Raw genomic sequence first — 25,791 nt, 5'->3', positions numbered from 1 at the left:
ACAAAAAACCCGCTTATCTTGCGATAAGCGGGTTTAGTATTTGGTGGAGCTAAGCGGGATCGAACCGCTGACCTCAACACTGCCAGTGTTGCGCTCTCCCAGCTGAGCTATAGCCCCAGAATCTTCGACATCCTGTCTCTGAGTGGCGCGCATTTTATGCAGCTGACTCCGGAGTGTCAAGCAAAAGTTTCCCGCTTGTACTCCGGGTTTTTATCGATAAATCAAGTGGTTAACTATTGGCCGCTGGCTCTTCGGCCACTACACCCAACTTATCAAACACCTTTTCCAGATCCTTTTGTTTGTTTTTACCGAAGCCGCCCAAAGCGTTGATCGCGTGGCGGATGCGCGCGCGGCTCATGTCGGGGCCGATGATCTGCATGGAATCCACTACCGGGAAGGATGCGGTGGAACCGGCGATGGCGACAAACACGGGCGCTATAGCATCTTTAATCTTCAAGCCCATTTGGTCGGCGAGCAGTTTGAGCTCCGCAAACAGACTGTCGCGTTCCCAGGTGCGCAGGGCTTCCAAGCGCCAGAGGGCGAACTGCAGATATTCTTTTTGTTTTTCGACATCCAGTTTATTGCCGGCGAAACTCGCTTCGGTCACTGGCATCATGCCGCTGACGAGGAAGCCAGCCAGCGGGGCGAAATCGCTCAGGGTGGTCATGCGCGATTGGGCGTGTGGCAGTGCTTGCAGCAGCGTGTCTTTGTTGAGCGCCCAACCGTGCAAACGCTCGGCAAGTTGTTCGATGGTGAAGTTCTCGCGAATCCACAGGCTGCTGAGCCAGTTGAGTTTTTCCACATCGAAAATCGGGCCGCCCAACGACACGCGCAGCAGGTCAAAATGCTCCTGCATTTCAGCGAGGGTAAATTTCTCGCGCTCATCCGGCATAGACCAGCCCATGCGGCCAAGGTAGTTGAGCATGGCCTCGGGCAAGTAACCCATGCGCTTGTAATACAGGATGCTGGTGGGGTTTTTGCGCTTGCTGAGTTTGGATTTGTCCGGGTTGCGCAGCAGCGGCAAGTGGCAGAGTACGGGCGCCTGCCAGCCGAAGTATTCGTAGAGTTTCAAATGCTTGGGCGCAGAGTTGATCCACTCTTCGCCGCGAATCACGTGGGTGATTTGCATCAGGTGATCATCCACCACGTTGGCGAGGTGATAGGTGGGCATGCCGTCGCCTTTGAGCAGCACTTGCATATCCACTTGCGACCACTCGATTTCGATCTTGCCGCGCAGCATATCGTCGATTTCACACACACCCGTTTCCGGGATTTTCATGCGGATCACATAGGGCTCGCCCGCATTTAATTTGGCCTGGACTTCCTCTTGCGAAAGCAGCAGACCGCGACCGTCATACTTGGGTGTTTCACCGCGCGCTTGCTGCTCGCGGCGCATTTCATCCAACTCTTCTGCGGTGGCGAAGCAGTAGAACGCATGGCCTTTTTCAACCAGCTCCATGGCGTACTTGCCATAGATATCCATCCGCTCGCTTTGGCGATAAGGGCCGTGAGGACCGCCTACGTCCGGGCCTTCGTCCCAATCCAAGCCCAACCAGCGCAGGCTGTCCAGAATCGCCTGTTCAGATTCGGGGGTACTGCGGGTTTGGTCGGTATCTTCAATGCGCAACAGGAATTTGCCGCCGTGCTGACGGGCAAAACACATATTGAACAGGGCGATGTAAGCGGTACCTACGTGGGGGTCGCCAGTGGGCGATGGGGCAATACGGGTGCGAACTTCAGACATGAAACGGCCTTTTGTGCGAATCGATAAATTGAAGATAGGAAAAGGCGCGCATTATACGCTTGAAACAGCCAGTGGGAGAAACGGGGATTTAGCGATTAGCTCGCCTGCGCACCCAGCAAGGGCAAATGCTTGAGGCGATGATACTGCAAGGATAAGGCGATACAGTGTTTTAGTTGTTTAACAGGGATAAGTTCAAGGCGGGTAAAAATGATCGCCCTATGCCCTTCGTAACAAAATAAATTGCCATAAAACGCCTCAAAGGTTTCGATCAGTGTGGTATTGCAATTGAAATAAAGCGCATAGTGCTCAGGATCGCGCGGCTTCCAATCCATACGAATGGTACTGCCCTGTTTGGCAATATAACTGGGCTCACCCCATTTCAGAGTTTCCTCTACTTTACCCACATCCAATTCTGCAGCGGTTTGTAAAATTAATTCACGCAGGAATAATAATTTTTTGCGCATCTCAGGCGGGTAATTGTTAACCACTTCGGCAACGGCGGGATTGTGGATCGTTTGCATCGCTTAACTCCCCAATTTCACTTTACCTACATAGTCTAGCCCCGTTGGGCGCCAGAATTAGTCAGGATGCTAATTGCAGCAGTTGAAATATTTTTTATCCTGCGAATCCTTTTTGCTATTTGCCAGCACTAGTCAGTGCGACAACCGCACTTATCCACTATCGACTGAGAACATTAGAGATGAGCAAATTGCAGACTGGCGACCAACTTCAACCCCAACAATGGCACGACGCACACCGCAAGCCGGTGTGTATCCCTCACGCAAACCGTTGGACTCATATTCAGTTCCGCCGCTATTCTGGCTGTGCGGTGTGTAATTTGCACCTGCACAGTTTTATTACACGGCAACAAGAACTGGAGTCTGCGGGCATTCAAGAAATAGTAGTATTTAACTCAACGCGAGAACGAATCCTGGCTGACCTACCAATTAGGTGACCCTATTGCACTCGAAAGTTTATTGAACTTTTGGTACCCGGATTTGCGCCGCTATTCGCAGCGGCACTGCCACGCCGATTACGCCGAGGATGCAGTACAGGAAACCCTGCTGGTCATGACACGTAATTTGCACAGCCTGCGCCAACTAACATCGAGATCGCGCACATAGCTGCCGCACCACAAGCTTGCTTTTTCAATGGCGCGCGCGGCCATGTTATAGCGGACTGTCGTCATTCAAGAAAGTTATTTCACTTGTCGAGAAGTACCTGCATTGTGGCGAAACTTGCCCGGCGATACTCCCATTATTTGTTTAAAACTACGTTGAAAAGCTGCCTCAGATTGGTACCCAATAGACTCACATATTTGGCCAAATGACTCGCCATCGCGAAGTAAATCCACTGCAATTTGCATGCGCCACCACGTGATGTATTGCATAGGTGTCCAACCGCTCGTGTCGCGAAAAAGTTTGGCGAATTTCGTGCGGGAGACATTCGCCTGTCGCGCCAGCGACTCCAACGTCCAAGGATATTGCGGCTGCTTATGAATTGCGTTAACCACCTGAGCTAATTGTGAGTGCGCATACAAAGAAAGAAGATTGTGTTGCTGTGAAGTTTGAAGGACATATTGTAAGCACTGAAAGAAGATCAATTCTGATAGACGGTCTAAAATCACCGAAGACGCAAGAGTCGGCGCATAGCACTCAGCTAGGATTAATTCATAAAGAGGCGTAAACCAAGCCTGGCTGGAGTTTGCGGGTATCACACAATATACCGGTAAAGAATCCAGCAATTGACTAGCTGACGGATGATCAAAATAAATAGCGCCACATAAAAGGCCAGTACCCTCATGATCATCGTTGCGCGAATACGCCAGATGCTGATGGTTTCCCTTGGAGGGATTAACGGGGTAAATTTTATGGGCGATTTCACGCGGGAAAAAAACCAAATCTCCTTGGTTTAACACGATCTTTTGATCCATCACAGACATATGGCAGCTCCCTATGGTGACCATGTGAAAACAACACACCCCCAAATGATATTCGCTCAACTGCCAGTCTCCACAAACCATCGCATTATGGTAAACCGTCACATTAAGGCGGGTGCGTCGAATCAAATCTACGAAAGCATTCATTTGTACTATCCAGCATAAAAGGTGCACTTATAGGCATTAATAGTACAGAGCCGCAGGCGTAAAGTACAAGCTCCAGTTCAGTAACACCTCACAACGGAGCTAATGTATGGACAGTCTTTTTAATTTTTATTCTCTAATCAACGCATCACCTGAAGCGAAACCCTTACTTGAAAAAATCAATGCTTCCTACGGGTTCATTCCCAATTTATTCGCCTACATGGCGGAAGCGCCCGCGACAATCGAGGCCTACCTAGCCTTAAACGAACTCATATCCAAATCATCATTGACACCACAGAACGCCCAGTTAGCGCTATGGGTCACTAGTATCGAAAACCAATGCGAGTTTTGCCGAATTGCGCATCAAGCTTTCGCGAAAAAATTTGGGGTGAAAGAGCAAACTTACCATGCGATATTAACTGGACAGAAAATTGAATGCCCTACAGACGCCGCACTCGTTAACTTTACTCAGGCGGTAGTTAACAAAAGAGGTCATCTCGCACATACAGATCTGGAAAGTTTTCTTGGTGCAGGATTCAATCAGCAGCAAATTATGGAAATTATTTTGGTGGTAACCATCAAAACTCTTTCAAATTATATAAACCACCTCACACACCCAGAAGTGAACCCTGAAGTATTAGCTCTTCTAAAATAGGTAATTATTTGCTGCCCTGACGGGCAGCAAATTCACTCAGCAACTGAAATATTTTCTAATGCCCTGCCGCAGGTGCTAAGGACTCATCCCAAAACGCCGCTTCAATTTTATGTCCATCCAAATCGCGAACGAAACATCCATAATAAGCATCGCTGTATTCCGGGCGCGGGCCGGGTGGGCCATCGCAAGTTGCACCGGCGGCTATGGCAGCTTCGTAAAAAGCATGCACCTGCTCTTTGTTGGTGGCGATAAACGCAAAGTGAGTGCCATTGCCTTGCCCTGCGGGCTTTCCATTAATCGGCGTTTGCACCCAAAATTCAGGATACATACGACCAAAGGCAGTCGCGCCAGGGAAATCCATTAGAATTTGAATATCGAGTGCAGCGAGCACTTGCTGATAAAAAGCACGCGCTTTTGCAAAATCATTGGTGCCAATCGATACGTGGGAAATAATCGAGGGATTAACCTGATTCATAGAGCCTCCTTATTCACAGTAGTAGTTGAATGTCACAGAGTTTAAGTCGATGTGACTGAAAAATTGTTGCGCAATTGGATTTTCTTGTATTGCTACAGCAGCTGCTTTTGCGGAGGTTAATTGGCTCCAATTGACAATATCGACCCACTCACCTGTATCGCTCTGCAATAAGTTTCGCCGTTGATAACCGGGAATTTTTTGTAACTCTTTTTCAACGGAAAGCGCCGAGGCTTTAAATTCAACTATAGATGCCTCAGCAGCCAATTTGAAGATAACCACCTCAGTAACTGATTTTCCTGCGCAGTATTCGCCCGCACTGACCATAGAATGCAATGAAAGAAAAGCAATAAAAATTCCAAAAGACATAAAACGCATAACAAAGCTCCTGTTTAATTTATCTACCTTGACGAAACCACCAACTGATTTCGCATAGACAAATTACAGTGAGCCTGCGCCAGAAATTGGCAGTAGTAAAAAAAGCCCCAGCATTTAGCTGGGGCAGGGAGAACCTAACGTGTTAACGCACGTAACCGTTAGAGGGATTCGAGGAACCGCAATACATCTTGTTTTTGAGAGGCAGACAATGATTGGTAGGCATTTTTAGATGCTTGACCTTCACCGCCATGCCACAGGATTGCTTCTTCAATTGAACGTGCGCGGCCATCGTGCAAGTAGCTGTGCACTGGGGTACACACTTGCGAGCCTTGGCCTGCATTAGTAACACCACCGGTTACGCAAGCAGACAAGCCCAAGCCCCAGAGTGGCGCGGTACGCCATTCAGCTCCACTCGCCAAACCTTCACCTAAATTATCCGCCATGTCGGCACCCATATCGTGCAACAACATGTCGGTATACGGCTTGATAGTTTGGCTGCGCAATTCACCGAGCGGATGGTATTGGCTGGTGACATGCTGCGGCGTGTGGCAACCCACGCAACCAATGTTGGCGAATTGGGTTTCGCCGCGTTGTACCGCTGCATCATTTAGATTGCGCTGTGGGCGAACACCGAGCGTTGAAATGTATTTCACCAAATTATTCAGGTGCGTATCCGACAACTCGGAACCACTGTTGCCGCAATCGGTTTGCGCTGAACCGCAATCCGGGCTGGGCAATAAACTGGTCATCACCCCCATGTCGGAATTAAATGCGGCAGCAACTTGATGCTTCACGCTGGTAGTACCGGCCTTGTAACCAAAACGACCCAAGCGGGTTTGACCGGTAGCAGGATCATTGATGCGGTTAGCGCGGCCGGAAATGCCGTCGCCATTAGCATCATTAATATCTTCTTTCGCCAAAATGGTCGCTTCAGGAATTGCTTCCAACAAACCCATGCCCACTAATTGTGGTGCAACACGCGCAGAAAAACGCGCTGGTGTTACGCCGCTGAATTGATAGTTGGGTTTACGCAGACCATTCACATCTGACCAGAAGGCAATCGACGCTTGACCTTCGCTCGCTGCACCATTGGTAGATTTTGGCTGCAAAGCGCGGCCAAGATTTGGGTGTGGATTGCCGTTAATGTCCGCCACTTTAAATACCCATTTATCGAGAGGTTGACCAACCGGTGCAGGTGCCGCGCGACCATTGCGCACATGACATCCGGCGCAGCGATCATTCACATAATGCGGACCCGCTTTGCCAACTGTGTCAGGGAAAGTGCCGTTATCGACAACATGCTCATCGTGCGAACCATCGATAAACGAAGCGTGATGCACGCGGCGACCCAATACAAATGGCTGACCATTTTGCGATGCAAGATTGGTCGCCATTTGGATGAAATGATTATCCGGCTCATTTGAATGGTTATACGGCAGCGTTGTTTTTCCGCCGAGCCAGGCTTTCTCTGGAATTTTTACCGAATCTTTTCTGCCGCCCAAGGTGCCAAAATTACCGGTGATGTCCCAAGGCACTAAACCTTCGCCGACGATATACAAGTAAGTTGTGCCGTAATAAGCCGAGCGGCCATGGGGAACACTGTGATCGAGGAATTGACTCATCTCAAATTCAAGCTTATCGCCAATTTGAATGTTACGCCCTTCGCGTGCGTTGTAGCTACGCTCTTTGTAGTAGCGAAAATTATCAATCACATTCATGGTGCCGTTATCGAAATATTCCGCCACTGTGCCTACACCGCGATAGAACCAGCGATTTTCTGCTTCGGTATCGTTCAACTTAAATTGTGAAACCACATTCATCCGTACGGTGTTACCACCCTTGGCAACGTAGTCAACAATTTCAATTGTTGCAGTGCGATGCTCCCAATAAAAACTGAGGAAGTGATCGTAGGCTTGGAACTGATCTTCTTTTGCATGGCGGTCGCGACCACGGTCGGCAATACGCGTAACTAATGCATCGCCGCGATCAAATTGAATCGCGCCTTCCAATACGGTTGATGAGTTATATAAAGGCACGATATTGCCAAGGCTCGCCGCAGAAGAGCTCGATGGCGTTACCGGCGTAGAACTGCGCGAAGAGCTGGACAGCGGTGTACTAGATGGCGCTACCGAACTGCGTGATGAACTTGACGGCGCAACGCTGGAGGCAGGCGCGTTAACGGAATAATTCTGCCAAGGCGTATCCTGCCCCGCACCGTTTTTAATAATGGTGAAATTGATACTCACCACACTGCTCGAATTCAAATTGGGAATGTCATAGGTCCACACACCACCCGCTACATTCATGCGCACATTTTGTTGCGCGCCGTTATTGATGCGGTAGTGAATATCAACGATATCGGCCTGAGTAACAGTCGCGCGCAAGGTAGTGCTATTGAGCGTGGTCACACAGCCGAGATTACAATTACCTGTCGCCACGCTGGATGCCGCAGCGAATGAAGCCGCAGGCACTGCGCCGAACACATCCATTTCAAAAATCGAATAGCCCCAATTATTGCCCGCACTGCGTGTTAACGCATTCATGCGCACATAGCGATAAGTGCCAGACAAAGGCACGGTGTCGGTACGATTGCCAAAGGTGCCGCCAGTGCGCAGGCTTAATTGTGTCCAGCTGGAATTATTATTAGAGCCGAGAATTTCGTAGCTCGCCGCATTGGCGGCCTCCCACAAAATCACCACTTGATTTAGCGCGTAAGGCTGCCCTAAATCGAGCGTGAGTGAACTCGGTGAAACACCGTGATTGGATTCCCAACGGGTATTGCCAATGTTATCTATGGCAAAACTTGCCGGCTGTAGATTAGTGCTGCCACTGGCAGAAACGGGATTGATATTGATAATTTGCGCATTAGCGGCGTGAACATAAAAAGCGCTACTGACCAGCGTCAGCAATGCACAAACAACGCGGCGCCCGAGTACACGGCGCCCAATTTGAGTGATTCGCATGTGATTTTGCCTCTTGTTGAATATTATTGTTTTTTTGAAACAGTGAGTTGTGGAGGGTTGAGTTGTCCGACTAACGACTGGGATTTTAGGCAGATGGAAATTCTGTGTCGTCCCACTATGGAACTGGCGTGAAGTGAGCTTCACAAATGCGAACTGGTGAAACTATTCGTGAATATAAGAAACAAATTTGGCAAAGATAACGCGACTTTCTTCACACTCAAACACAGAGTTGACCCCCTTTAAAACGGCGTGCCACTAAGCAAAATCTGCAGGTGGGACGCCACCAAACTCACCCAAGGCAATATTAGATTTAATTAAATTAGATATTGCTAATTTAATTAAATCTAATATAATTAGGTACAGATCACCCGAGGCGCGACCATGAACCCCATTTCACTGAACAACACACAGCTGGCCGAAATGCAACAACACGCCCAGGCCGCAGTCGCTCTACTAAAAGCATTGAGCAACGAAAACCGCTTGATGATTCTGTGCACACTCATCGCCGGAGAGATGTCGGTGGGGGAATTAAATGCGCGGGTGCCGCTGAGCCAGTCAGCCCTTTCGCAACATTTAGCCAGTTTGCGTGAAGCGGGATTGGTGAGCACACGCAAAGAGGCGCAGACCGTTTACTACTCATTACAGGGCGATGAAGCGCAGAAAATCATTGCGGTGCTGCAATCCATTTACTGCCCAACCGAATCACCCAACTAACCAGCCGAGGTTTCCATGAGCCACAAACACATACATCCGCAAGAATTAATCGCCAATAACACGGCCGACATGTGCATTTTAGATGTGCGTACCGCCGCCGAAATAAAAGCCGCCCACCTGCCCGGCTGCCTGCACATTCCGCTACACGAATTAACCGCTGAGCGCCTGCAGGATGAAATTGCCAAGAGCGGCAAAAACGGTAGCTGCGTGTATTTACTCTGCCAAGGCGGCAAGCGCGCACAGATGGCAGCCGAGCAACTGCAGGGCAAGATCCCGGCAGAACTGGTGGTCATTGAAGGCGGCATTAACGCGGTGAAAGCCGCCAACATCCCACTCGCCGAAGGCAAAGGCGCCATGTCACTGGAGCGCCAAGTGCGTATCGCAGCGGGCTTTCTGGTATTGATCGGGGTGATCTTAGGGTTTCAGTTAAGCGCTAACTTCTTCTTTCTCTCAGGGTTCGTCGGCGCCGGCCTGATGTTCGCAGGCATTACCGACACCTGCATGATGGGCATGTTGATCGCGCGTATGCCATGGAACCGCTAATGCTGCTTTTAATCGGCATGATTATTGGGCTGATCTTAGGGCTGACCGGCGCTGGCGGCTCGGTGTTTGCGGTGCCGCTACTGATGCTGCTGGCCGGTATGCCGATGGCCGATGCAGTGGGGATTTCACTCGGTGCGGTGGCCGCCAGCACACTGTACGGCAGCCTGCGCAATCTGGTGCAAAAGAGTGCAGCGCCCCTACTCTGGCAACCCGGCGTAATACTCGCCGGTGCCGGTGCCATGAGCGCACCAGCAGGAAAATGGCTGGGTTTACAGCTAGATGAACTCTGGTTGATCGGCGGCTTTAGCCTTTTGGCGGGTCTTATCGCCCTGCGGATGTGGTCGAGCGCGCAGAAGAATCCCGCTGCTGCCAGCGTGGTGCGCGCAGGTAACTTTAGCGATACACCATCGCCCGATTTACTCTGCCGGCTGAGCCAGACCGGCCAATTTGAACTGCGCCCACGCTGCGTTAGCGGGTTGCTGATTGGGGGGCTGATTGTGGGTTTGTTATCGGGGCTGTTTGGTGTGGGCGGCGGGTTTTTAATCGTACCGCTACTGCTGGCACTGAGCACCGTGAGCATGGCGCAAGCGGTAAGCACCTCACTGATGATTATCGCCCTGATCAGCGGCTCGGGTTTTATCAGCCATTTATGGTTAAGCGCCAGCCACGACGCGCTTGCCGGCAGCAGCCAGTGGTCAACCCTCGGGTTAGTCGCCGCAGGTGGAGTCGCGGGCATGATTATCGGCCAAGCGGTGAGTCACAAAATTGCCAACGCACTACTGCAAAAAATCTTTGCAGTCAGCTTGGTTATCGTTTGCATCATTACTCTGGTGAGGAGCTTTTTATGATTTTCCGTCAACTGTTTGAACGTGAATCGTCTACTTATACCTACCTGATTGGCTGTGAGCAGAGCCAACAAGCAGTTCTTATCGATACAGTCAAAAGCGAAGTGCCCAAATACCTGCAACTGCTGCAAGAGCTAGGGCTCAAGCTCGTTTATGCGCTGGATACCCACACTCATGCCGACCACATTACCGGCGCTGGCGCCCTGCGCGATGCCACTGGCTGTAACACGCTGCTGGGTGCAGAAGCGGGTTCTAGTTGCATATCGCAAGGGCTGCAAGATGGTGATGTGATTAGCATTGGCCAACTTCAACTCAAAGCAATCTATACCCCTGGGCACACCGATGACTCCTATTCCTACCTGCTGGATGATGCAGGCCAGACCTATTTATTCAGTGGCGATACGTTGTTAATTCGTGGCACAGGCCGCACCGACTTCCAAAATGGCAATGCGCGCGACCAATATCACAGCCTGTTTAACAAACTACTCGCCCTGCCCGATCACACCCTGGTCTACCCGGGTCACGACTATAAAGGCTGGACACTGAGCAGCATCGGCGAAGAAAAAGCCCATAATCCTCGCTTACAAGTGAAAGACATCAACGCTTATGTAGAAATTATGAACAATCTCAAATTGCCGAACCCGCAAATGATGGACATTGCAGTACCGGCGAATCGGGCGTGTGGGAAGGACTAATCCATTCGCTAGATGCCCACTGATTTGTTAGAATCGCCGCCACAAAAAAATCCCTGAGAGCCCGACTATGTTGATTGAAGCCCCTATTTCCCTTGGCGAACTGATCGATAAAATCACCATTCTAGAAATCAAAGCCGTCAATATTGGCGATGAAGCCAAACTCAAGAATGTGACTCACGAGCTGAACATCCTCAATGCCAAGGTGACACAATTGCTCGACGCCGCAGGCCAAGCCAAACTGGCGCCGCTCAAACAAGCCTTGAAAGACATCAATCAGGAATTGTGGATCATTGAAGACGACATTCGCGATTGTGAATTGGCTAAAGACTTCAGCGATAAATTTATCCAACTCGCGCGCGCCGTGTATTTCACCAACGACAAACGCGCCGCCGTCAAAAAAGATATCAACCTCGCCTTTGGTTCGGAATTAATCGAAGAAAAGTCGTACAAGAATTATCAATAGTTCCATTTGCCGCCAGACTTAACTGAAGATTTCGCCCATGCGCATCCTGCTTGTCAAAATGTCCTCCATGGGCGATATATTCCACACCTTCCCGGCGATCAGCGATATCAAAAAAAAATTCCCTGACGCAGAAATTGATTGGGTAGTGGAAGACAGTTTTAAAGAAATTGTAGCCTGGCATCCTGGAGTAAACAAAGTAATCCCCATCCAATTACGCCTCTGGGCAAAAGAGCGCAGCAGAAAAAATTGGCAAGAATTTAAACGCTGGCGTCAGTCATTACGCACACAAAATTATGACTATATTATCGACGCACAAGGCTTGCTCAAAAGCGCCGTAGTTGCCAAATGCGCCAAAGGTCAAGGCATTGATGGTTATGACAAACACTCAGCGCGCGAACCTATCACCGATTGGTTTTATAAACGCCGCCATAACATCGATAAAGATCAACACGCCGTACAACGCACACGCCAATTGGTTGGCCAAGCGCTTGGTTATACACCATCGAAAAAATTAAATTTTGGCATCAACCAAAACTTTACCCACATTGAAGAAAACCCGCGCAAACTGGTATTTATTATTGGCACTAGCTGGGTCACCAAACTCTGGGCAACCAGCGAGTGGCAGGCACTGGGGAAAATTGCGCTAGATGCGGGTTACAGCATCGAAATTATTTGGGGCAGCCAAGAAGAGCAAGCTATTGCCGACAATATTATTAGTGCATGCCCACAAGCCACTCGACCGGAACAGCGTTTATCCATTACTCGCATTGCGGAAAAATTAGTAGAAGCTGTAGGTGTTGTAGGCTTGGACACAGGCTTCTCTCATCTTGCTGGCGCGCTGGAGACTCCCACTATTGCCCTTTATGGCGCAACATCGCCAGTCAAGGTGGGCTTAATTGGTGAGCACACACGGAATTTGCAATTACAAGAACCGCTAGACTGCATGCCCTGCCACAAACGCCACTGCAAATGGCTACCTGAAAATAGCCACGATACACCGCAGTGTATGAGCGGTGTGAAAGCCGAAGCGGTTTGGCAAGCCTTACAAGAAAAATTATCGGCACACGTAGTAAACGATACGAACCCACATTGATCGATTCAAACCAAAACTGAATTAGGATTTTTTATGACACCGCAAAAGATGGGCGTAGTCATCACCACTTACAATCAACCCAAGTGGCTTAAAAATGTATTGTTTGGTTATGAGGCGCAGCGCCATAACAATTTCACCGTCATTATTGCCGACGACGGCTCAGGCCAACCCACACGCGATGTAATCGAATTTTTCCAAGCGCGCGGAAAATTAACCATTGAACACGTTTGGCACGAAGACAAAGGTTTTCAAAAATGCCAGATTCTCAATAAAGCTATAGCGCAGACTGCATGTGACTATTTAATTTTCACAGATGGCGACTGCATACCCGAACCGGATTTTATTCGCCTTCACCAAACACTGGCAGAACCGGGTTATTTTTTATCGGGCGGTTATGTAAAATTAACCACACCAGTATCCGAAGCCATTAGCGAAACAGATATCGCCAACGGTGTCATTTTTAATATCGACTGGCTCAAAAAGGCCGGTCAACCCTCCAACCACAAACTGTGGAAACTAATTAAAAACAAAACCATCAAGTCCCTACTGAATGCCATCACACCCACCAAAGCTACTTGGAACGGTATGAACAGCTCAACCTGGACTTCGGACATTAAAGACTGCAATGGTTTTAACGAAGATATGCAATACGGCGGATTAGATCGTGAATTAGGCGAGCGCTTATACAATCACGGCCTAAAAGGAAAACAAGTACGCTACAGCGTTAACTGCCTACACCTCGATCACCCACGCGCTTACGACAACCCGGAAACATGGAAAAAAAATTACGCCATTCGCAATGACGTAAAACGCACAGGGAGATTTTGGGCGGAGAATGGGATTGAGAAAAAACTATAAACACTTAGCTGGCAACATTGGTTGCCAGCTTCATTACTGCAACAACTGATCAAACCGGCCAATTTTTTCATCGAGCCAATCCACAACCAGTACAAACGATTCAGGCTGTGCGTTTTCCAAACTTTGAATACAGACGAACACATAATTGTTATCGCGCTCAGCTTGTACCAGCTTTGCTTTCAAACGAAGGAATGCCTGGTCTGCCGGTTTTAACTGCAAGGTTTTCAAACTGTTATCAATAACAGCACCACCAACTTTAATTTCGTAGTGCGCACTAAAGCCTTCAGGAACAAACTGTTTAGCAGAGCGCAATCGGAAACTGATATTTTCTTCCAACTGCTCAGGGTGAGCTAAAAAATAATCGCTCCATGATGATAACTTCCACGGGTGGGGATTGTGTTCTAGTTGAAACACTTTCTCGCTGTAGCCAAGCATTTGAGCGGCATTTTCCTGTACACCTATAAATCTTACACGCTCATCTTTATTAATCTTTTCATTTTTACCAAACAGCCGTTTAAAAAAACCTGAGACTCGTTTCACAAGGCGTCTATTTGTTTGTGTTCTCCAACCACCATGAAGAACCACCTTGTTATCGCGAAAAAAGGCCGAAGGTTCTATTGGGCGAATCAGTGCAAAGTCATCATTTAAAAACAAAAATCGCTCTGCAATTCCGGGAATTCGCCACAACATACTGGAGATCGACATGCTATTAAATGTCGGCAAGTATTGTTCGTAACCGGCGAAAATAACTCGGTGATCAATCACTTTTACCCGTGACTCGTAAGCAGTCCCAACTAGCTTTGCCATAAACTCTGGCTGTTGCTGATCCGCAACGATGAATATAGTTCTAATCCAGGGTGCATAACGCAATACAGAGACAACGCAGTATTCAATCTCACCTACACTGCTAAATCTCGCAGGATTGGCAGAGTGCGGACGAGCACTGCCTATACTCGACAAATAATTATCTAACTTGGCTTTGTGATTTGGATCAGCACCGTCCACCCAAGTAATAACGGCATCAATAGGAGGGTAGTTATTGGGGTTTTGTTCCGCGGTCAAAATGACACCTTATTGCGAGAATAGTCGAAGATATTTCAAATTTTCTTAGGTAAAAAACTAAAGATTATAGTGCTTACACAGCGCCATCCACTGCTGGTAATTTCCATCCTGACGCACATTGGTTTTCTTCAATGAATCTTTTTGCGATGCAATAATCGGGATAGGTTTTTTTCCAGGATCTACTGAGCGACGAGTATTAGTCCCGGCAAGGTACGACATAGCCTTAAACCATAAATCATCAGCTTTTGGTGTTAGGCGCAAAAATAATTCACGATTTTGCACATCGGCATATAAACAGTGCGGCGGATACAAAACACCGCCGTAGCCGATCGGCATCAACCATGGCTCGGTGATGTCGGTACGCGCCTCGGTTTTCCATTCACTGTAAGGCGCTGGTTGCCCCGGCGCCACAAACCGAATTAACCGGCACTCGTGCGCAATGACATCCTTTGGGTGCACTAAATGACTTTGATACAACCGATACAACCAGGTTGCGTCGTACATCAGGTCATCATCACATGTGACAATAGTTTTATCGGGATGCAATTCCAGCGAATGAATCAATTTGCGATGAGAACAGGTGAGATTCACATAGCGAATTTCAAACGCACCACCTTCCAATTCAACCAACGATTGAGGCAGCTGGCCGCGCAAATCGTCATTCAGCCAGAGAATTATTTTTTCAGCTGGATGCGTTTGGGCCAACAGGCTGCGAATCGTTAAATGAATAATGCCCAAACGGCTGGGTATTGAGGTAAGCGATACAATAAGCGGCAAACGCGGCACACCAGCATTGAGCAACTCATCTGCCGTTAAACGCGCTAATTTTCGCGCTGTCCACCAGGAAAGTGGCAATTCTTTTAATTTCATCGCTAGTCAATTCCTTACAATCATTACCGCATTACCTCCCGCGCAGACAGCAGGAAATTTGCCCGCATAATACCATTTTGCGTTGCGCAAATATCCAGCGTCCGATGCGCACTAATTCTGTATCAGATAGCAGCGAAACTAATCGAGATCCAAACTAGGCCATAGCAGCCCCAGACTGTATAATCGCCAGCCTAATTTACATCTATCGATCAGCCGCGCAGCGGCATCCGCAAGAGTCTGTTATTGCTATGGAAAAAACCTACGAACCCCATGCTATTGAACGCCAGTGGTACCAAACCTGGGAAGAAAAAGGCTATTTCAAGCCTGCTGGAGACGGCACTCCCTATTCCATGATGATCCCACCGCCCAATGTCACCGGCAGTTTGCACATGGGTCATGGTTTTAATAATGCGGTGATGGACACCGTGATTCGCTATCGCCGCATGAAAGGCGACGATACTTTGTGGCAAGTGGGCACAGACCACGCCGGTATCGCTACACAGATGGTGGTAGAGCGCCAATTGGCTGCACAAGGTGTTAGCCGCCATGATCTGGGGCGCGAAAAATTCCTTGAAAAAGTCTGGGAATGGAAAGAGCAATCTGGCGGCACCATCACTCGCCAAATTCGCCGCCTTGGCTCTTCAGTAGACTGGAGCCGCGAACGCTTCACTATGGATGATGGCCTTTCAACTGCAGTGCAAGAGGCGTTTGTGCGCTTGTTTGAAGACGGCTTGATTTATCGCGGCAAACGCCTGGTAAACTGGGACCCTAAACTGCACACTGCCATTTCTGATCTGGAAGTTGAAAATCACGATGAAAAAGGCTTTTTGTGGAATCTGCGCTATCCATTAGCCGATGGCGCCACTACCGCAGATGGCCAGGATTATTTAGTCGTCGCCACCACCCGCCCTGAAACTATGCTGGGCGATAGCGCCGTAGCAGTTCACCCTGAAGATGAGCGCTACAAATCCCTGATCGGCAAATTTGTTTTATTGCCATTGGTTAATCGCTTAATTCCAATCGTTGCCGATGATTATGTTGATCGCGAATTCGGTACCGGTTGCGTAAAAATTACACCAGCACACGATTTTAATGACTATGAAGTAGGCAAGCGCCACAACTTGCCGCTCATCAATGTACTTGATAAAAACGCTGCGATTTTGTCGCAATCACAGATTTTTAATTTGGATGGTAGCCTTAATACCGAGCTTGATGGCACCCTGCCCGCGCAATACGCTGGCTTGGATCGCTATGAAGCGCGCAAACAAATCGTCGCTGATTTCGAAACTGCTGGACTGCTGGAAAGTATCGATGACCACGGATTAAAAGTACCGCGCGGTGATCGCTCAGGTGTGGTGATCGAACCCTGGTTGACCGACCAATGGTATGTGAGTACCAAACCTTTGGCTGAACCTGCAATTGCAGCTGTTGAAGATGGCCGCATCCAATTTGTGCCCAAGCAATACGAAAATATGTATTTCTCTTGGATGCGCGACATTCAGGATTGGTGTATCAGCCGCCAGTTGTGGTGGGGCCACCGTATTCCGGCATGGTATGACGCTAGCGGCAAAGTGTATGTTGGCCGCAATGAAGCGGAAGTGCGCGGTAAATATAATCTGGGTGCCGACATCAGTTTAAATCAGGACGAAGATGTGCTGGACACTTGGTTCAGCTCCGGCCTGTGGACCTTCTCAACACTGGGCTGGCCAGAGCAAACGGATTTTTTGAAAAAATTCCACCCAACCGATTTGTTGGTAACCGGCTTCGACATTATTTTCTTCTGGGTCGCGCGCATGATTATGCTCACCATGCATTTGGTGAAGCATGAAGATGCCACACCGCAGATCCCGTTTAAAACTGTCTATGTGCACGGTTTGGTGCGTGATGGCCAAGGCCAAAAGATGTCAAAATCAAAAGGCAACGTGCTCGATCCACTGGATATTATCGATGGCATCGATTTGGAAACTCTGGTGCAAAAACGCACCACTGGCTTAATGAATCCAAAAGACGCCGTAAAAATCGAAAAGCAAACCCGCAAAGAATTTCCGGAAGGTATTCAAGCCTACGGCACCGATGCACTGCGCTTTACCTTCTGCTCATTAGCATCTACCGGACGCGATATTAAATTCGATATGGGCCGCGTTGAAGGTTATCGCAACTTCTGCAACAAAATCTGGAATGCGACGCGCTATGTATTGATGCAATGCGAAGGGCAAGATTGCGCGCAGGATGGCTCAACTGATTACGAATTATCGGTTGCCGACCGGTGGATTATCAGCAAATTACAATTGGCTGAAAAAACAGTTGCTGAAGCGTTGGACAGCTATCGTTTGGATTTAGCAACTCAAGCTATTTACGAGTTTATCTGGAATGAATACTGCGATTGGTATTTGGAATTATCCAAACCGATTCTGTTTGATAAAGCTGAAGGCAGTGAAGCGCGCAAAAAAGGTACTCGCCGCACCTTGATTCGCGTACTTGAAACTATTCTGCGTTTAACCCATCCGCTAATGCCATTTATCACCGAAGAAATTTGGCAAAAAATCAAACCACTGGCAGGTGTAACGGGTGAGACTATTATGCACGCCCCCTACCCTGTCGCAGACGAAAGCAAAATCGATCAACAAGCGCTGAACGATGTTGCATGGCTGCAAGCGGTGATTTTAGGTGTGCGCAATATTCGCGGTGAGATGAATATATCCCCCGCGAAAGATTTAAATGTACTGTTTAAAAATGGCAGTGCAGATGATCAACAGCGCCTGCAAGCAAATCAACAATTCCTCAAGAAGCTTGCATCTCTTGAAAGCGTTACCTGGTTAAATGCTGGTGATACAGAACCTATGTCTGCTACTGCGCTGGTAGGTCAAATGGAAATTTTGGTGCCTATGGCAGGCATTATCGATAAAGACGCTGAAATCGCTCGCTTGACCAAAGAGAGCAACAAATTGCAGCAGGATATCGAACGCACCGAAACAAAACTTGCAAACGAGGCGTTTGTGGCAAAAGCACCTGCCGAAGTTGTCGCCAATGAACGCAATCGCGTTGCAGAAAATAAAATTGCTGTGGAAAAATTGCGCGAGCAGATTCAAAAGATCAGCGCGCTGTAACTTTTCAAAAACCAGGCATTAAAAGCTCAAAGGCCAGCGTTTGCGCGCTGGCCTTTTTTATTGTTCTGATTTCACAAAGCTTTATCTATTCTTTTTAAAGAATTCATTAAATAAAAAGATGTTTGTGTTGGGCATCTGCGCTCAGCCTGCGCGGCCCGACCTGCGCGGCCCGACCCAACCTACACGCCTAGCAAATATTTTTTACGAAATAAAAAACAAAAAGCCCAATCTTACGATTGGGCTTTTTGTTTGAATTCAATGGCGGAGAAGGGGGGAGTCGAACCCCCGATACCCTTTTGAGGTATGCTCCCTTAGCAGGGGAGTGCCTTCGGCCACTCGGCCACTTCTCCACGTCTACTGAAGCGAAGCAGGCTCCGTCTCAGCAGGTGCGGCATAATACCATAATTCTCTAAAAATCAAAGTCTTGAAGACAAAATTACAGAACAAAATCATGAATATTTTAAATCTGCATAATTTGTATTCATTTAGCGAATTATTAGAAAAATACAATCGCTAAAAACGCCTACGCGGCGGATGATTTCTCATACGCCGCGTAGTTGAAAAGCATCGAACAACAAAACAATTAAATTAACTGTCTTGTTCTTCCTGATTTTGCTTTTCGCGTTGGATACGCTGATAAATTTCTTCGCGATGCACTGCGATATCTTTAGGTGCATTGACACCAATACGTACTTGGTTGCCTTTAACACCTAATACGGTGACAGTAACCTCGTCACCTACCATCAAGGTTTCGCCAATACGGCGAGTTAAAATTAACATCTTTAATCTCCTTCACTCATCCTGTAAGAGTACGATTTAGACACCCCTTGCCACCATCGACCCCCGAATACCCCCTAACGCATCCCGACAATCGAATGTCTAAGGTTAAGTATTGACTACTTTTTGCGAAAGGGAAGAAACCCCCAACATTTTTCTGTTTATTTTTTACGTAAACAGCAATGCAACTCAAACACCTTAACTAAACCGCCTCTTTTTAGAAGACTAGCCCCTCACACGGTCTTCTGACGGTTCGGCATCCAAACCAAAAGCGGTGTGCAGACTGCGCACAGCCAACTCCAAGTAACGCTCATCAATAATCACCGAAATTTTGATTTCAGATGTAGTGATCATTTGAATATTGATACGATCTTCTGCCAATGCAGTAAACATAGTGGAAGCAACTCCCGCATGAGAGCGCATACCAACACCCACGATGGATACTTTTGCTACCTTATCATCACTACGTACTTCACGTGCACCAATTTCTTTAGCAACCGACTCTAACACAGCCACAGCTTTGCTCATGTCATTTTTGTGCACAGTGAAAGTCAGGTCGGTAGTGCCGTCTGCTGACACGTTTTGAACAATAACATCAACTTCAATGTTAGCAGCACCTATGGGTGCAAGAATTTTTGCGGCCACACCGGGAGTATCAGGTACTCCAGCAACAGTTACTTTGGCTTCATCGCGGTTAAATGCAATACCGGAAACAATAGGTTGTTCCATAGTTGAGTCTTCCTCATCGAGGGTAATAAGGGTTCCAGGGCCTTCTTTGAAACTGTGTAACACACGCAGAGGAACCTTATATTTGCCAGCAAATTCAACTGAGCGAATTTGCAGCACCTTGGAACCCTGGCTGGCCATTTCCAGCATTTCTTCAAAGGTAATTTTTTCTAAACGACGTGCACGCTCACAAACCCGCGGATCAGTAGTGTATACGCCATCTACATCGGTATAGATCTGGCACTCATCTGCTTTCAAAGCAGCAGCAAGCGCAACACCTGTCGTATCTGAACCGCCGCGACCGAGGGTAGTAATATTGCCCAGCTCATCAACACCCTGGAAGCCAGCGACAACCACTACGCGACCGGCGTTGAGGTCGGCACGCATATTCTCTTCATCAATAGCCTGAATGCGCGCTTTGTTGTAGGAGTTATCTGTCAGGATACGCACCTGGCCACCGGTGTAGGACCGGGCATCTACACCGCGCTTTTTCAACGCCATACACAAAAGCGCGATAGTCACTTGCTCGCCAGTTGCAACCAGAACATCCAACTCACGCGGATCAGGAACGTCCTGAATCTGCTGCGCCAAACCGATCAGACGATTGGTTTCGCCACTCATGGCGGAGAGCACAACAACCATCTCGTGACCTTGCGCACGAAAGCCGGCCACCTTATCGGCAACTTGTTCGATACGCTCTATGGAGCCTACTGAAGTACCACCGTATTTCTGAACCAATAAGCTCATTACAGCCTATCCTCTATCAATTGACGATTGCTAATACTTACTAACTAGATCACAAAAAGGCGCCAATTAAACACCAGATTGAGACAAAAGTTAACCCAAATGGACGATTAAATGCGGATTAATCGCATTTCCTGCGTCGTTCTGTACAGCTATTGAGCAAGCTGGGTTTTTACCCAAGGCACCACCGACGCTAATGCCGCATCAAGGCCTGCAGTATTTGTCCCACCACCCTGTGCCATATCGGGACGACCGCCACCTTTTCCGCCGAGCTGGCCGGCGACATAGGCCATCAAGTCACCCGCCTTAACTTTGCTTGTTGTATCTTGGGTGACACCTGCAATCAGTGCGACCTTATCGTCTTCAACAGTAGCCAGTAACACGACCGCTGAACCAAGCTTATTTTTGAACTGATCAGCAGTCTCACGTAAAGACTTGGCGTCGGCACCCTCAAGATTCAAGGCCAATACCTTAATTCCTTGAATATCAACTGCTTGTGCAAGAACATCATCACTACCCGCAGTAGCCAATTTTGTCTTGAGCGCAGCTAGGTCTTTTTCCAACTTGCGGTTTTGGGCAACCAATGCGTCAAGCTTTTCAATTAATGAATCGCGATTAGCCTTGAGACTGCGGCCAGCGGTATCCACTAATGCCTCAACCTGATCAAACAATGCCAGCGCTGCAGCTCCGGTGATCGCCTCAATACGGCGCACACCTGCCGCCACACCAGATTCAGAGGTAATACGGAACAGACCTATATCGCCAGTGCGGTTAACGTGGGTACCACCGCATAACTCCACAGAGAAACCATCCCCCATGGTCAGCACACGTACAGTATCGCCGTACTTTTCACCAAATAGCGCCATTGCACCTTTGGTTTTAGCCGCTTCCATATCGCATAGCTCGGTCGCAACCGCCGAGTTAGCGCGAATTTGATCATTAACCAACAGTTCAATTGCCTTCAACTGATCCGCTGAAACTGCCTCAAAATGAGAAAAATCAAAACGCAGACGCTCAGAATCTACCAATGAACCTTTTTGCGTTACATGCTCGCCAAGAACTTTACGCAGGGCTGCATGCAGCAGATGTGTTGCAGAGTGATTTAACGCGGTCGCTTGGCGCACATTGGCATCTACTTTAGCCGCTACACTATCGCCGACAGACACAACGCCTTGCAGCACTCGCACCACATGTACATGAGATGCGCCTTGCTTTTGACAGTCACGCACTTCAAGGCGATTAGCACCCAATTCAAGATAGCCGCAGTCGCCTGCCTGACCACCAGATTCGGCGTAGAAAGGTGTGCGATCAAGCACTACTGCACCATCATCTCCTTCGACTAAACGCTCTATTTTTTTACCATCCTTAATCAGTGCAACTACTTTGCCCTGCTCCGCTAAAGAGCTGTAGCCGAGGAATTCACTAGCAGGTAAATCGAGACCGGCGGCGTTGTAATCGACTTTGAAACTGCCAGCGGCGCGGGCGCGGGCGCGCTGTTCAGCCATAGCGGCTTCATAACCTGCCTGATCAATGGTCAAACCGCGCTCACGGGCGATATCGGCAGTTAAGTCAACTGGGAAACCATAGGTATCGTAAAGGGTAAATATCACTTTGCCGGGAACTTCGGTACCGGAAAGTCTAGCCAGGGCGTCTTCGAGAACAGCGATACCCTTATCGAGCGTTTTTTCAAACTGCTCTTCTTCTTGCAACAACACACGCTCGATTTGTGCTTGATTTTTATGGAGTTCGGGATAGGCCTCGCCCATCACTTCTGCCAAGGACTTAACCAACTTATGGAAGAAGGGTTGCTTTTGACCGAGCTGATTACCGTGGCGAATCGCGCGGCGAATAATACGGCGCAATACATAGCCGCGCCCCTCATTAGAAGGTACAACACCATCGCTAATCAAAAATGAACAGGAGCGGATATGGTCGGCAATCACCCGTAGGGATTTATTCTCCATATCGCTAGTGCCGGTTGCCTCAGCTGCTGCAGCCAGCAAGTGCTGAAACAAATCAATTTCGTAGTTGGAGTGAACATGCTGCATGACCGCAGAAATACGCTCAAGCCCCATTCCTGTATCCACGGAAGGCGCAGGCAAGGGATGCAAAACCCCGTCAGCCGTGCGATTAAACTGCATAAATACGTTATTCCAAATCTCGATGTAACGATCACCATCCTCTTCGGGTGAACCCGGAGGGCCGCCCCATATATCGGCGCCATGATCGTAAAAAATTTCGGTACAAGGACCGCAAGGGCCGGTGTCACCCATGGTCCAGAAGTTATCGGATGCGTAAGGTGCCCCCTTGTTATCGCCAATACGGATAATGCGCTCGGCTGACACACCCACTTCTTTATTCCAGATGTCGTAAGCTTCGTCGTCCGATGCGTAGACCGTTACCCACAACTTTTCAGCGGGAATACTTAATCTCACGGTTAAAAATTCCCACGCATAGGCGATGGCATCACGCTTGAAATAATCGCCAAAACTGAAATTACCCAACATTTCAAAAAAAGTATGGTGGCGCGCGGTGTAGCCAACATTTTCCAAATCGTTATGTTTTCCACCGGCCCGCACACAGCGCTGGGAACTGGTGGCTCGAGTGTATGAGCGCTTATCGCCGCCAAGGAATACATCCTTGAATTGATTCATCCCCGCGTTGGTAAACAGCAAGGTAGGGTCATTCTCAGGAACCAGCGAACTACTGGCAACAATGGTGTGACCCTTACTTTCAAAGTATTTCAAAAAGGCGTTGCGAATTTCAGCGCTCTTCATAATGCATCCACTAAATGTTCAAATTAATGCGATCTGGTTAATACGATCAAAAAATGCCTGATTAGGCGCGATGTTCCTCTATCTCTTCTGCGCTTAATTTGCGCGCCTCATGCTCGAGCATCACTGGAATGCCGTCGCGAATGGGATAGGCCAAACCACTATCCCAACACACTAATTCCTGCTGTTCAGCACGATACTCAAGCTCGCCCTTACTAACAGGGCACACCAAAATACTGAGTAATTTTTTATCTATCATGGTCTTAGTTCACGCTTAGGCCAACTGGGGGCGGCTATCTTACACTGCCTTTCGCAGCCCTGTCTCTAGAGCTGCGGAGCTATAGCGGCAATTAGGGTTCTAAACTACTGAAAAACGGAGAAATAAGCTCCATTTGCCAGCGTTTTAATTGCTTAATCACCAAGGTATTAGAATGAATTTGAGGATTAGACTTGGTAATTTTTTGCTCTTTTTCCCATGAAGAAACTAACTTTTTTGCCGCAAAAAAAGCCTGCTCAAAATCCACCTCCGGCTTGAGTGAATCCTGAAAATAAGCCTTACCAAAATAGGTAAACAGACTGTCATCCGCACAACCAAATGATGTTTTATCAGCCGCAGCGGAGGTCATGATCAAGCTATAGGGATCTTTAAGGTCATCGATAAAACCGCCGGAAAAACAGGCAGACAACACTATCACTTTATGCTTGATGCCGGTTGCCTTTAACAAATCCCCCAGCCACTTTGCTTCTATATCGTTGAGTGCGAGACCATTGTGATTGAGCAAAATTTTTTTATCCTTGGAACCATGGCTGGTGATATACAAAAAGAAGATATCCTGTTCTTTATCCATGCGCTCCGCAATGCGCCTAATCGCCGCACGAATACTGGTTAATGTGGCCAGTGGGCGCTCACCTAACGAACGCTGACTATTGGCCAAATAGAGTGCTGTTGCTCTATTGCCATACTGGGCGCTAAACAAGTTTTCAATAAATTTACTTTCGCGGCGAAATACTTCTTCTGTGCCATAACCCGCTACCACCAAACTGTACAACTCTATTTTTTGTGGATCGGATGGCTGCAGAGCGTCGAGTGCGAGCTGCAACTCATGAGACTCTTTATACAGCGCATAATCTGCAACTTCTTCGGGGGTGAAAATTTTTACACTATCGCCACCGTCAGCCAAACGACCATATTCCCAACGCCCGTTAATGCGTTCAACATCATCGATAGGTGTTTTGTAAACTAATAAACCCTTACCGTGTTTGTTACCGTAAGAAAATTCACCTTGGTAAATATCGCCATTGCTGGCAATTAATTTTCCCTCTCCATGGTATTTTCCATATTTAAATTTACCAGTGTAATGCTGGCCATTTTTTGCAATATAGCTCCCCTTACCCTCTAATTGGCCGTCCTGATATTCACCTTCCCAATGATTACCCTCAGCATCAGTTTGTATTCCCTTTCCATTGAGCCGCCAATCTTTAAATTCGCCAACATATGCATAGCCATCTTCATTGATGTAAGTACCCGAACCGGTAAAGTTGTCCGCATTAAATTCACCGCTGTAGCGATTACCGCGCCCATCATCGAATACGCCTTGGCCGTGCATTTTTCCCGCGACAAAATCACCGGTGTATTTTTCACCGGTTGCGCGCTGCAACTCACCCTTACCTTGAATCACGCCATGAACCACTTGCCCAATGTAAATTGATTGGTCCGCATAATGCCACTTGCCTGAACCGTTCATTTCACCCTTGGCAAAGTCACCCTCGTAAATATCGCCAGTGGCATAAATTAAACGGCCCTTGCCTTCAAATTGATTGGCGACAAATTCACCCTCATAGCGATTACCATCAGGATAAGTCAGTACACCGCGCCCCTCCATATGACCCCGCACGTAATCGCCTTTATAGGAGCCAGAACTTCCGGATACAAATTTTCCTTTGCCGTGAAACAAGCCGGCAAAAAACTCTCCATCATAACTATCGCCATTAGCCCAACTCATCCGCCCCTGCCCTTCCAGCTGACCTTGCGCATTCAGATCGCCTACATACTTTGCTCCATCTGCAAAATCTAACGAAGGTGAAAAAGCGAAACGCAAATCACGAAACGTGCCTTGCACTGCAATCAGAGTAAAAATGACGCCCGCAACAAACGCACAAGCAATCAAAAAAATACGTTTCATACTTCACCCGCTAAAAACGCAAATAGAAAATGGTAACAAGCG

General features: G+C 48.1%; 22 protein-coding genes and 2 tRNA genes. 9 read left to right on the top strand and 15 right to left on the bottom strand.

The genetic code is table 11. The features are described 5' to 3' along the window. Positions 1–41: 41 nt before the first annotated feature. The 4 genes from AC2CG4_RS00655 to AC2CG4_RS00640 all read right to left on the bottom strand — a co-directional run bounded on the left by AC2CG4_RS00655 (position 42) and on the right by AC2CG4_RS00640 (position 3,830). Positions 42–117 (bottom strand) — tRNA-Ala (locus AC2CG4_RS00655). 112 nt (positions 118–229) lie between these two features. Continuing rightward, complete coding sequence (gltX, locus tag AC2CG4_RS00650; RefSeq protein ID WP_484484414.1) at positions 230–1,744, bottom strand: glutamate--tRNA ligase; 1,515 nt, start codon at positions 1,742–1,744, stop codon at positions 230–232. Positions 1,745–1,839: 95 nt separating this feature from the next. Beyond that, positions 1,840–2,265 (bottom strand): DUF1801 domain-containing protein, encoded by a 426-nt coding sequence (locus AC2CG4_RS00645; protein WP_484484413.1) that lies wholly within the window; start codon positions 2,263–2,265, stop codon positions 1,840–1,842. A 677-nt stretch (positions 2,266–2,942) separates the two neighbouring features. After that, positions 2,943–3,830, bottom strand: a complete 888-nt coding sequence (locus AC2CG4_RS00640) for an AraC family transcriptional regulator (protein ID WP_484484412.1) — start codon at positions 3,828–3,830, stop codon at positions 2,943–2,945. Positions 3,831–3,936: 106 nt separating this feature from the next. Here AC2CG4_RS00640 and AC2CG4_RS00635 point away from each other — a divergent pair, with 106 nt between their 5' ends. Continuing rightward, positions 3,937–4,482, top strand: coding sequence for a carboxymuconolactone decarboxylase family protein (locus AC2CG4_RS00635; RefSeq protein WP_484484411.1), 546 nt, complete (start codon positions 3,937–3,939; stop codon positions 4,480–4,482). Positions 4,483–4,537: 55 nt separating this feature from the next. Here the strand turns inward: AC2CG4_RS00635 and AC2CG4_RS00630 are convergent, their stop codons facing one another. The 3 genes from AC2CG4_RS00630 to AC2CG4_RS00620 all read right to left on the bottom strand — a co-directional run bounded on the left by AC2CG4_RS00630 (position 4,538) and on the right by AC2CG4_RS00620 (position 8,295). Further along, the gene (locus tag AC2CG4_RS00630; RefSeq protein WP_484484410.1) at positions 4,538–4,957 is read right to left on the bottom strand and encodes a VOC family protein; all 420 of its coding nucleotides are present in this window, start codon (positions 4,955–4,957) and stop codon (positions 4,538–4,540) included. Positions 4,958–4,966: 9 nt separating this feature from the next. Then, positions 4,967–5,332 carry a hypothetical protein gene (locus AC2CG4_RS00625; protein ID WP_484484409.1) on the bottom strand — a complete coding sequence of 122 codons (366 nt, stop codon included), beginning with the start codon at positions 5,330–5,332 and terminating at the stop codon, positions 4,967–4,969. A gap of 158 nt (positions 5,333–5,490) precedes the next feature. Further along, on the bottom strand, positions 5,491–8,295 hold the full coding sequence (locus tag AC2CG4_RS00620) for a di-heme oxidoredictase family protein (protein ID WP_484484408.1): 2,805 nt from the start codon (positions 8,293–8,295) through the stop codon (positions 5,491–5,493). Positions 8,296–8,676: 381 nt separating this feature from the next. Between AC2CG4_RS00620 and AC2CG4_RS00615 the strand changes: the two genes are divergently transcribed. From AC2CG4_RS00615 to AC2CG4_RS00585, 7 genes are all read left to right on the top strand, one after another. Further along, positions 8,677–9,009 (top strand): ArsR/SmtB family transcription factor, encoded by a 333-nt coding sequence (locus AC2CG4_RS00615; protein WP_484484407.1) that lies wholly within the window; start codon positions 8,677–8,679, stop codon positions 9,007–9,009. Between the two features lie 15 nt (positions 9,010–9,024). Further along, positions 9,025–9,552, top strand: coding sequence for a rhodanese-like domain-containing protein (locus AC2CG4_RS00610; RefSeq protein ID WP_484484406.1), 528 nt, complete (start codon positions 9,025–9,027; stop codon positions 9,550–9,552). Further along, entirely contained in the window at positions 9,552–10,400 is an 849-nt protein-coding gene (locus AC2CG4_RS00605; protein ID WP_484484405.1) for a sulfite exporter TauE/SafE family protein, read from the top strand. Before AC2CG4_RS00610 ends, AC2CG4_RS00605 begins: the two co-directional genes overlap by 1 nt. After that, positions 10,397–11,092 (top strand): MBL fold metallo-hydrolase, encoded by a 696-nt coding sequence (locus AC2CG4_RS00600; protein ID WP_484484404.1) that lies wholly within the window; start codon positions 10,397–10,399, stop codon positions 11,090–11,092. The genes AC2CG4_RS00605 and AC2CG4_RS00600 overlap by 4 nt, the downstream gene beginning before the upstream one ends. 67 nt (positions 11,093–11,159) lie before the next feature. Then, positions 11,160–11,555, top strand: a complete 396-nt coding sequence (locus AC2CG4_RS00595) for a DUF6165 family protein (protein ID WP_062060737.1) — start codon at positions 11,160–11,162, stop codon at positions 11,553–11,555. A gap of 37 nt (positions 11,556–11,592) precedes the next feature. After that, positions 11,593–12,648, top strand: a complete 1,056-nt coding sequence (gene waaC / locus AC2CG4_RS00590) for a lipopolysaccharide heptosyltransferase I (RefSeq protein WP_484484403.1) — start codon at positions 11,593–11,595, stop codon at positions 12,646–12,648. 33 nt (positions 12,649–12,681) lie between these two features. Beyond that, the gene (locus AC2CG4_RS00585) at positions 12,682–13,506 is read left to right on the top strand and encodes a glycosyltransferase family 2 protein (protein WP_484484402.1); all 825 of its coding nucleotides are present in this window, start codon (positions 12,682–12,684) and stop codon (positions 13,504–13,506) included. Positions 13,507–13,539: 33 nt separating this feature from the next. On the opposite strand, the gene AC2CG4_RS00580 is transcribed toward AC2CG4_RS00585, so the two are convergent. After that, positions 13,540–14,568: a Stealth CR1 domain-containing protein gene (locus AC2CG4_RS00580; protein WP_484484401.1), complete on the bottom strand. Its 1,029-nt coding sequence runs from the start codon at positions 14,566–14,568 to the stop codon at positions 13,540–13,542. 57 nt (positions 14,569–14,625) lie between these two features. Further along, on the bottom strand, positions 14,626–15,438 hold the full coding sequence (locus tag AC2CG4_RS00575; protein WP_484484400.1) for a glycosyltransferase family 2 protein: 813 nt from the start codon (positions 15,436–15,438) through the stop codon (positions 14,626–14,628). 248 nt (positions 15,439–15,686) lie between these two features. Here AC2CG4_RS00575 and AC2CG4_RS00570 point away from each other — a divergent pair, with 248 nt between their 5' ends. Further along, positions 15,687–18,545, top strand: a complete 2,859-nt coding sequence (locus AC2CG4_RS00570; RefSeq protein WP_484484399.1) for a valine--tRNA ligase — start codon at positions 15,687–15,689, stop codon at positions 18,543–18,545. A gap of 259 nt (positions 18,546–18,804) precedes the next feature. Here AC2CG4_RS00570 and AC2CG4_RS00565 read toward each other — a convergent pair. The 6 genes from AC2CG4_RS00565 to AC2CG4_RS00540 all read right to left on the bottom strand — a co-directional run bounded on the left by AC2CG4_RS00565 (position 18,805) and on the right by AC2CG4_RS00540 (position 25,749). Continuing rightward, positions 18,805–18,895, bottom strand: a tRNA-Ser gene (locus tag AC2CG4_RS00565). A 238-nt stretch (positions 18,896–19,133) separates the two neighbouring features. Beyond that, entirely contained in the window at positions 19,134–19,325 is a 192-nt protein-coding gene (gene csrA, locus AC2CG4_RS00560) for a carbon storage regulator CsrA (protein WP_062060719.1), read from the bottom strand. A gap of 222 nt (positions 19,326–19,547) precedes the next feature. Beyond that, the gene (locus tag AC2CG4_RS00555) at positions 19,548–20,795 is read right to left on the bottom strand and encodes an aspartate kinase (protein WP_484484398.1); all 1,248 of its coding nucleotides are present in this window, start codon (positions 20,793–20,795) and stop codon (positions 19,548–19,550) included. 149 nt (positions 20,796–20,944) lie between these two features. Next, positions 20,945–23,569, bottom strand: a complete 2,625-nt coding sequence (alaS, locus tag AC2CG4_RS00550) for an alanine--tRNA ligase (protein WP_484484397.1) — start codon at positions 23,567–23,569, stop codon at positions 20,945–20,947. A 61-nt stretch (positions 23,570–23,630) separates the two neighbouring features. Next, the gene (locus AC2CG4_RS00545; RefSeq protein ID WP_484484396.1) at positions 23,631–23,825 is read right to left on the bottom strand and encodes a Trm112 family protein; all 195 of its coding nucleotides are present in this window, start codon (positions 23,823–23,825) and stop codon (positions 23,631–23,633) included. A 91-nt stretch (positions 23,826–23,916) separates the two neighbouring features. Continuing rightward, positions 23,917–25,749, bottom strand: a complete 1,833-nt coding sequence (locus tag AC2CG4_RS00540) for a C13 family peptidase (RefSeq protein ID WP_484484395.1) — start codon at positions 25,747–25,749, stop codon at positions 23,917–23,919. Positions 25,750–25,791: the final 42 nt, after the last annotated feature.

Source organism: Cellvibrio sp. ATLC23 (genome assembly GCF_057196725.1).
The sequence above is the reverse complement of the archived record's forward strand: the minus strand, read 5'-3'. Positions and strand labels throughout refer to the sequence as shown.

What these genes read in the sequence shown, in the direction of transcription:
- gltX (WP_484484414.1), bottom strand. Translation starts at nt 1,744, where the DNA reads ATGTCTGAAGTTCGCACCCGTATTGCCCCATCGCCCACTGGCGACCCC.
- AC2CG4_RS00645 (WP_484484413.1), bottom strand. Translation starts at nt 2,265, where the DNA reads ATGCAAACGATCCACAATCCCGCCGTTGCCGAAGTGGTTAACAATTAC.
- AC2CG4_RS00640 (WP_484484412.1), bottom strand. Translation starts at nt 3,830, where the DNA reads ATGAATGCTTTCGTAGATTTGATTCGACGCACCCGCCTTAATGTGACG.
- AC2CG4_RS00635 (WP_484484411.1), top strand. Translation starts at nt 3,937, where the DNA reads ATGGACAGTCTTTTTAATTTTTATTCTCTAATCAACGCATCACCTGAA.
- AC2CG4_RS00630 (WP_484484410.1), bottom strand. Translation starts at nt 4,957, where the DNA reads ATGAATCAGGTTAATCCCTCGATTATTTCCCACGTATCGATTGGCACC.
- AC2CG4_RS00625 (WP_484484409.1), bottom strand. Translation starts at nt 5,332, where the DNA reads ATGCGTTTTATGTCTTTTGGAATTTTTATTGCTTTTCTTTCATTGCAT.
- AC2CG4_RS00620 (WP_484484408.1), bottom strand. Translation starts at nt 8,295, where the DNA reads ATGCGAATCACTCAAATTGGGCGCCGTGTACTCGGGCGCCGCGTTGTT.
- AC2CG4_RS00615 (WP_484484407.1), top strand. Translation starts at nt 8,677, where the DNA reads ATGAACCCCATTTCACTGAACAACACACAGCTGGCCGAAATGCAACAA.
- AC2CG4_RS00610 (WP_484484406.1), top strand. Translation starts at nt 9,025, where the DNA reads ATGAGCCACAAACACATACATCCGCAAGAATTAATCGCCAATAACACG.
- AC2CG4_RS00605 (WP_484484405.1), top strand. Translation starts at nt 9,552, where the DNA reads ATGCTGCTTTTAATCGGCATGATTATTGGGCTGATCTTAGGGCTGACC.
- AC2CG4_RS00600 (WP_484484404.1), top strand. Translation starts at nt 10,397, where the DNA reads ATGATTTTCCGTCAACTGTTTGAACGTGAATCGTCTACTTATACCTAC.
- AC2CG4_RS00595 (WP_062060737.1), top strand. Translation starts at nt 11,160, where the DNA reads ATGTTGATTGAAGCCCCTATTTCCCTTGGCGAACTGATCGATAAAATC.
- waaC (WP_484484403.1), top strand. Translation starts at nt 11,593, where the DNA reads ATGCGCATCCTGCTTGTCAAAATGTCCTCCATGGGCGATATATTCCAC.
- AC2CG4_RS00585 (WP_484484402.1), top strand. Translation starts at nt 12,682, where the DNA reads ATGACACCGCAAAAGATGGGCGTAGTCATCACCACTTACAATCAACCC.
- AC2CG4_RS00575 (WP_484484400.1), bottom strand. Translation starts at nt 15,438, where the DNA reads ATGAAATTAAAAGAATTGCCACTTTCCTGGTGGACAGCGCGAAAATTA.
- AC2CG4_RS00570 (WP_484484399.1), top strand. Translation starts at nt 15,687, where the DNA reads ATGGAAAAAACCTACGAACCCCATGCTATTGAACGCCAGTGGTACCAA.
- csrA (WP_062060719.1), bottom strand. Translation starts at nt 19,325, where the DNA reads ATGTTAATTTTAACTCGCCGTATTGGCGAAACCTTGATGGTAGGTGAC.
- AC2CG4_RS00555 (WP_484484398.1), bottom strand. Translation starts at nt 20,795, where the DNA reads ATGAGCTTATTGGTTCAGAAATACGGTGGTACTTCAGTAGGCTCCATA.
- alaS (WP_484484397.1), bottom strand. Translation starts at nt 23,569, where the DNA reads ATGAAGAGCGCTGAAATTCGCAACGCCTTTTTGAAATACTTTGAAAGT.
- AC2CG4_RS00545 (WP_484484396.1), bottom strand. Translation starts at nt 23,825, where the DNA reads ATGATAGATAAAAAATTACTCAGTATTTTGGTGTGCCCTGTTAGTAAG.
- AC2CG4_RS00540 (WP_484484395.1), bottom strand. Translation starts at nt 25,749, where the DNA reads ATGAAACGTATTTTTTTGATTGCTTGTGCGTTTGTTGCGGGCGTCATT.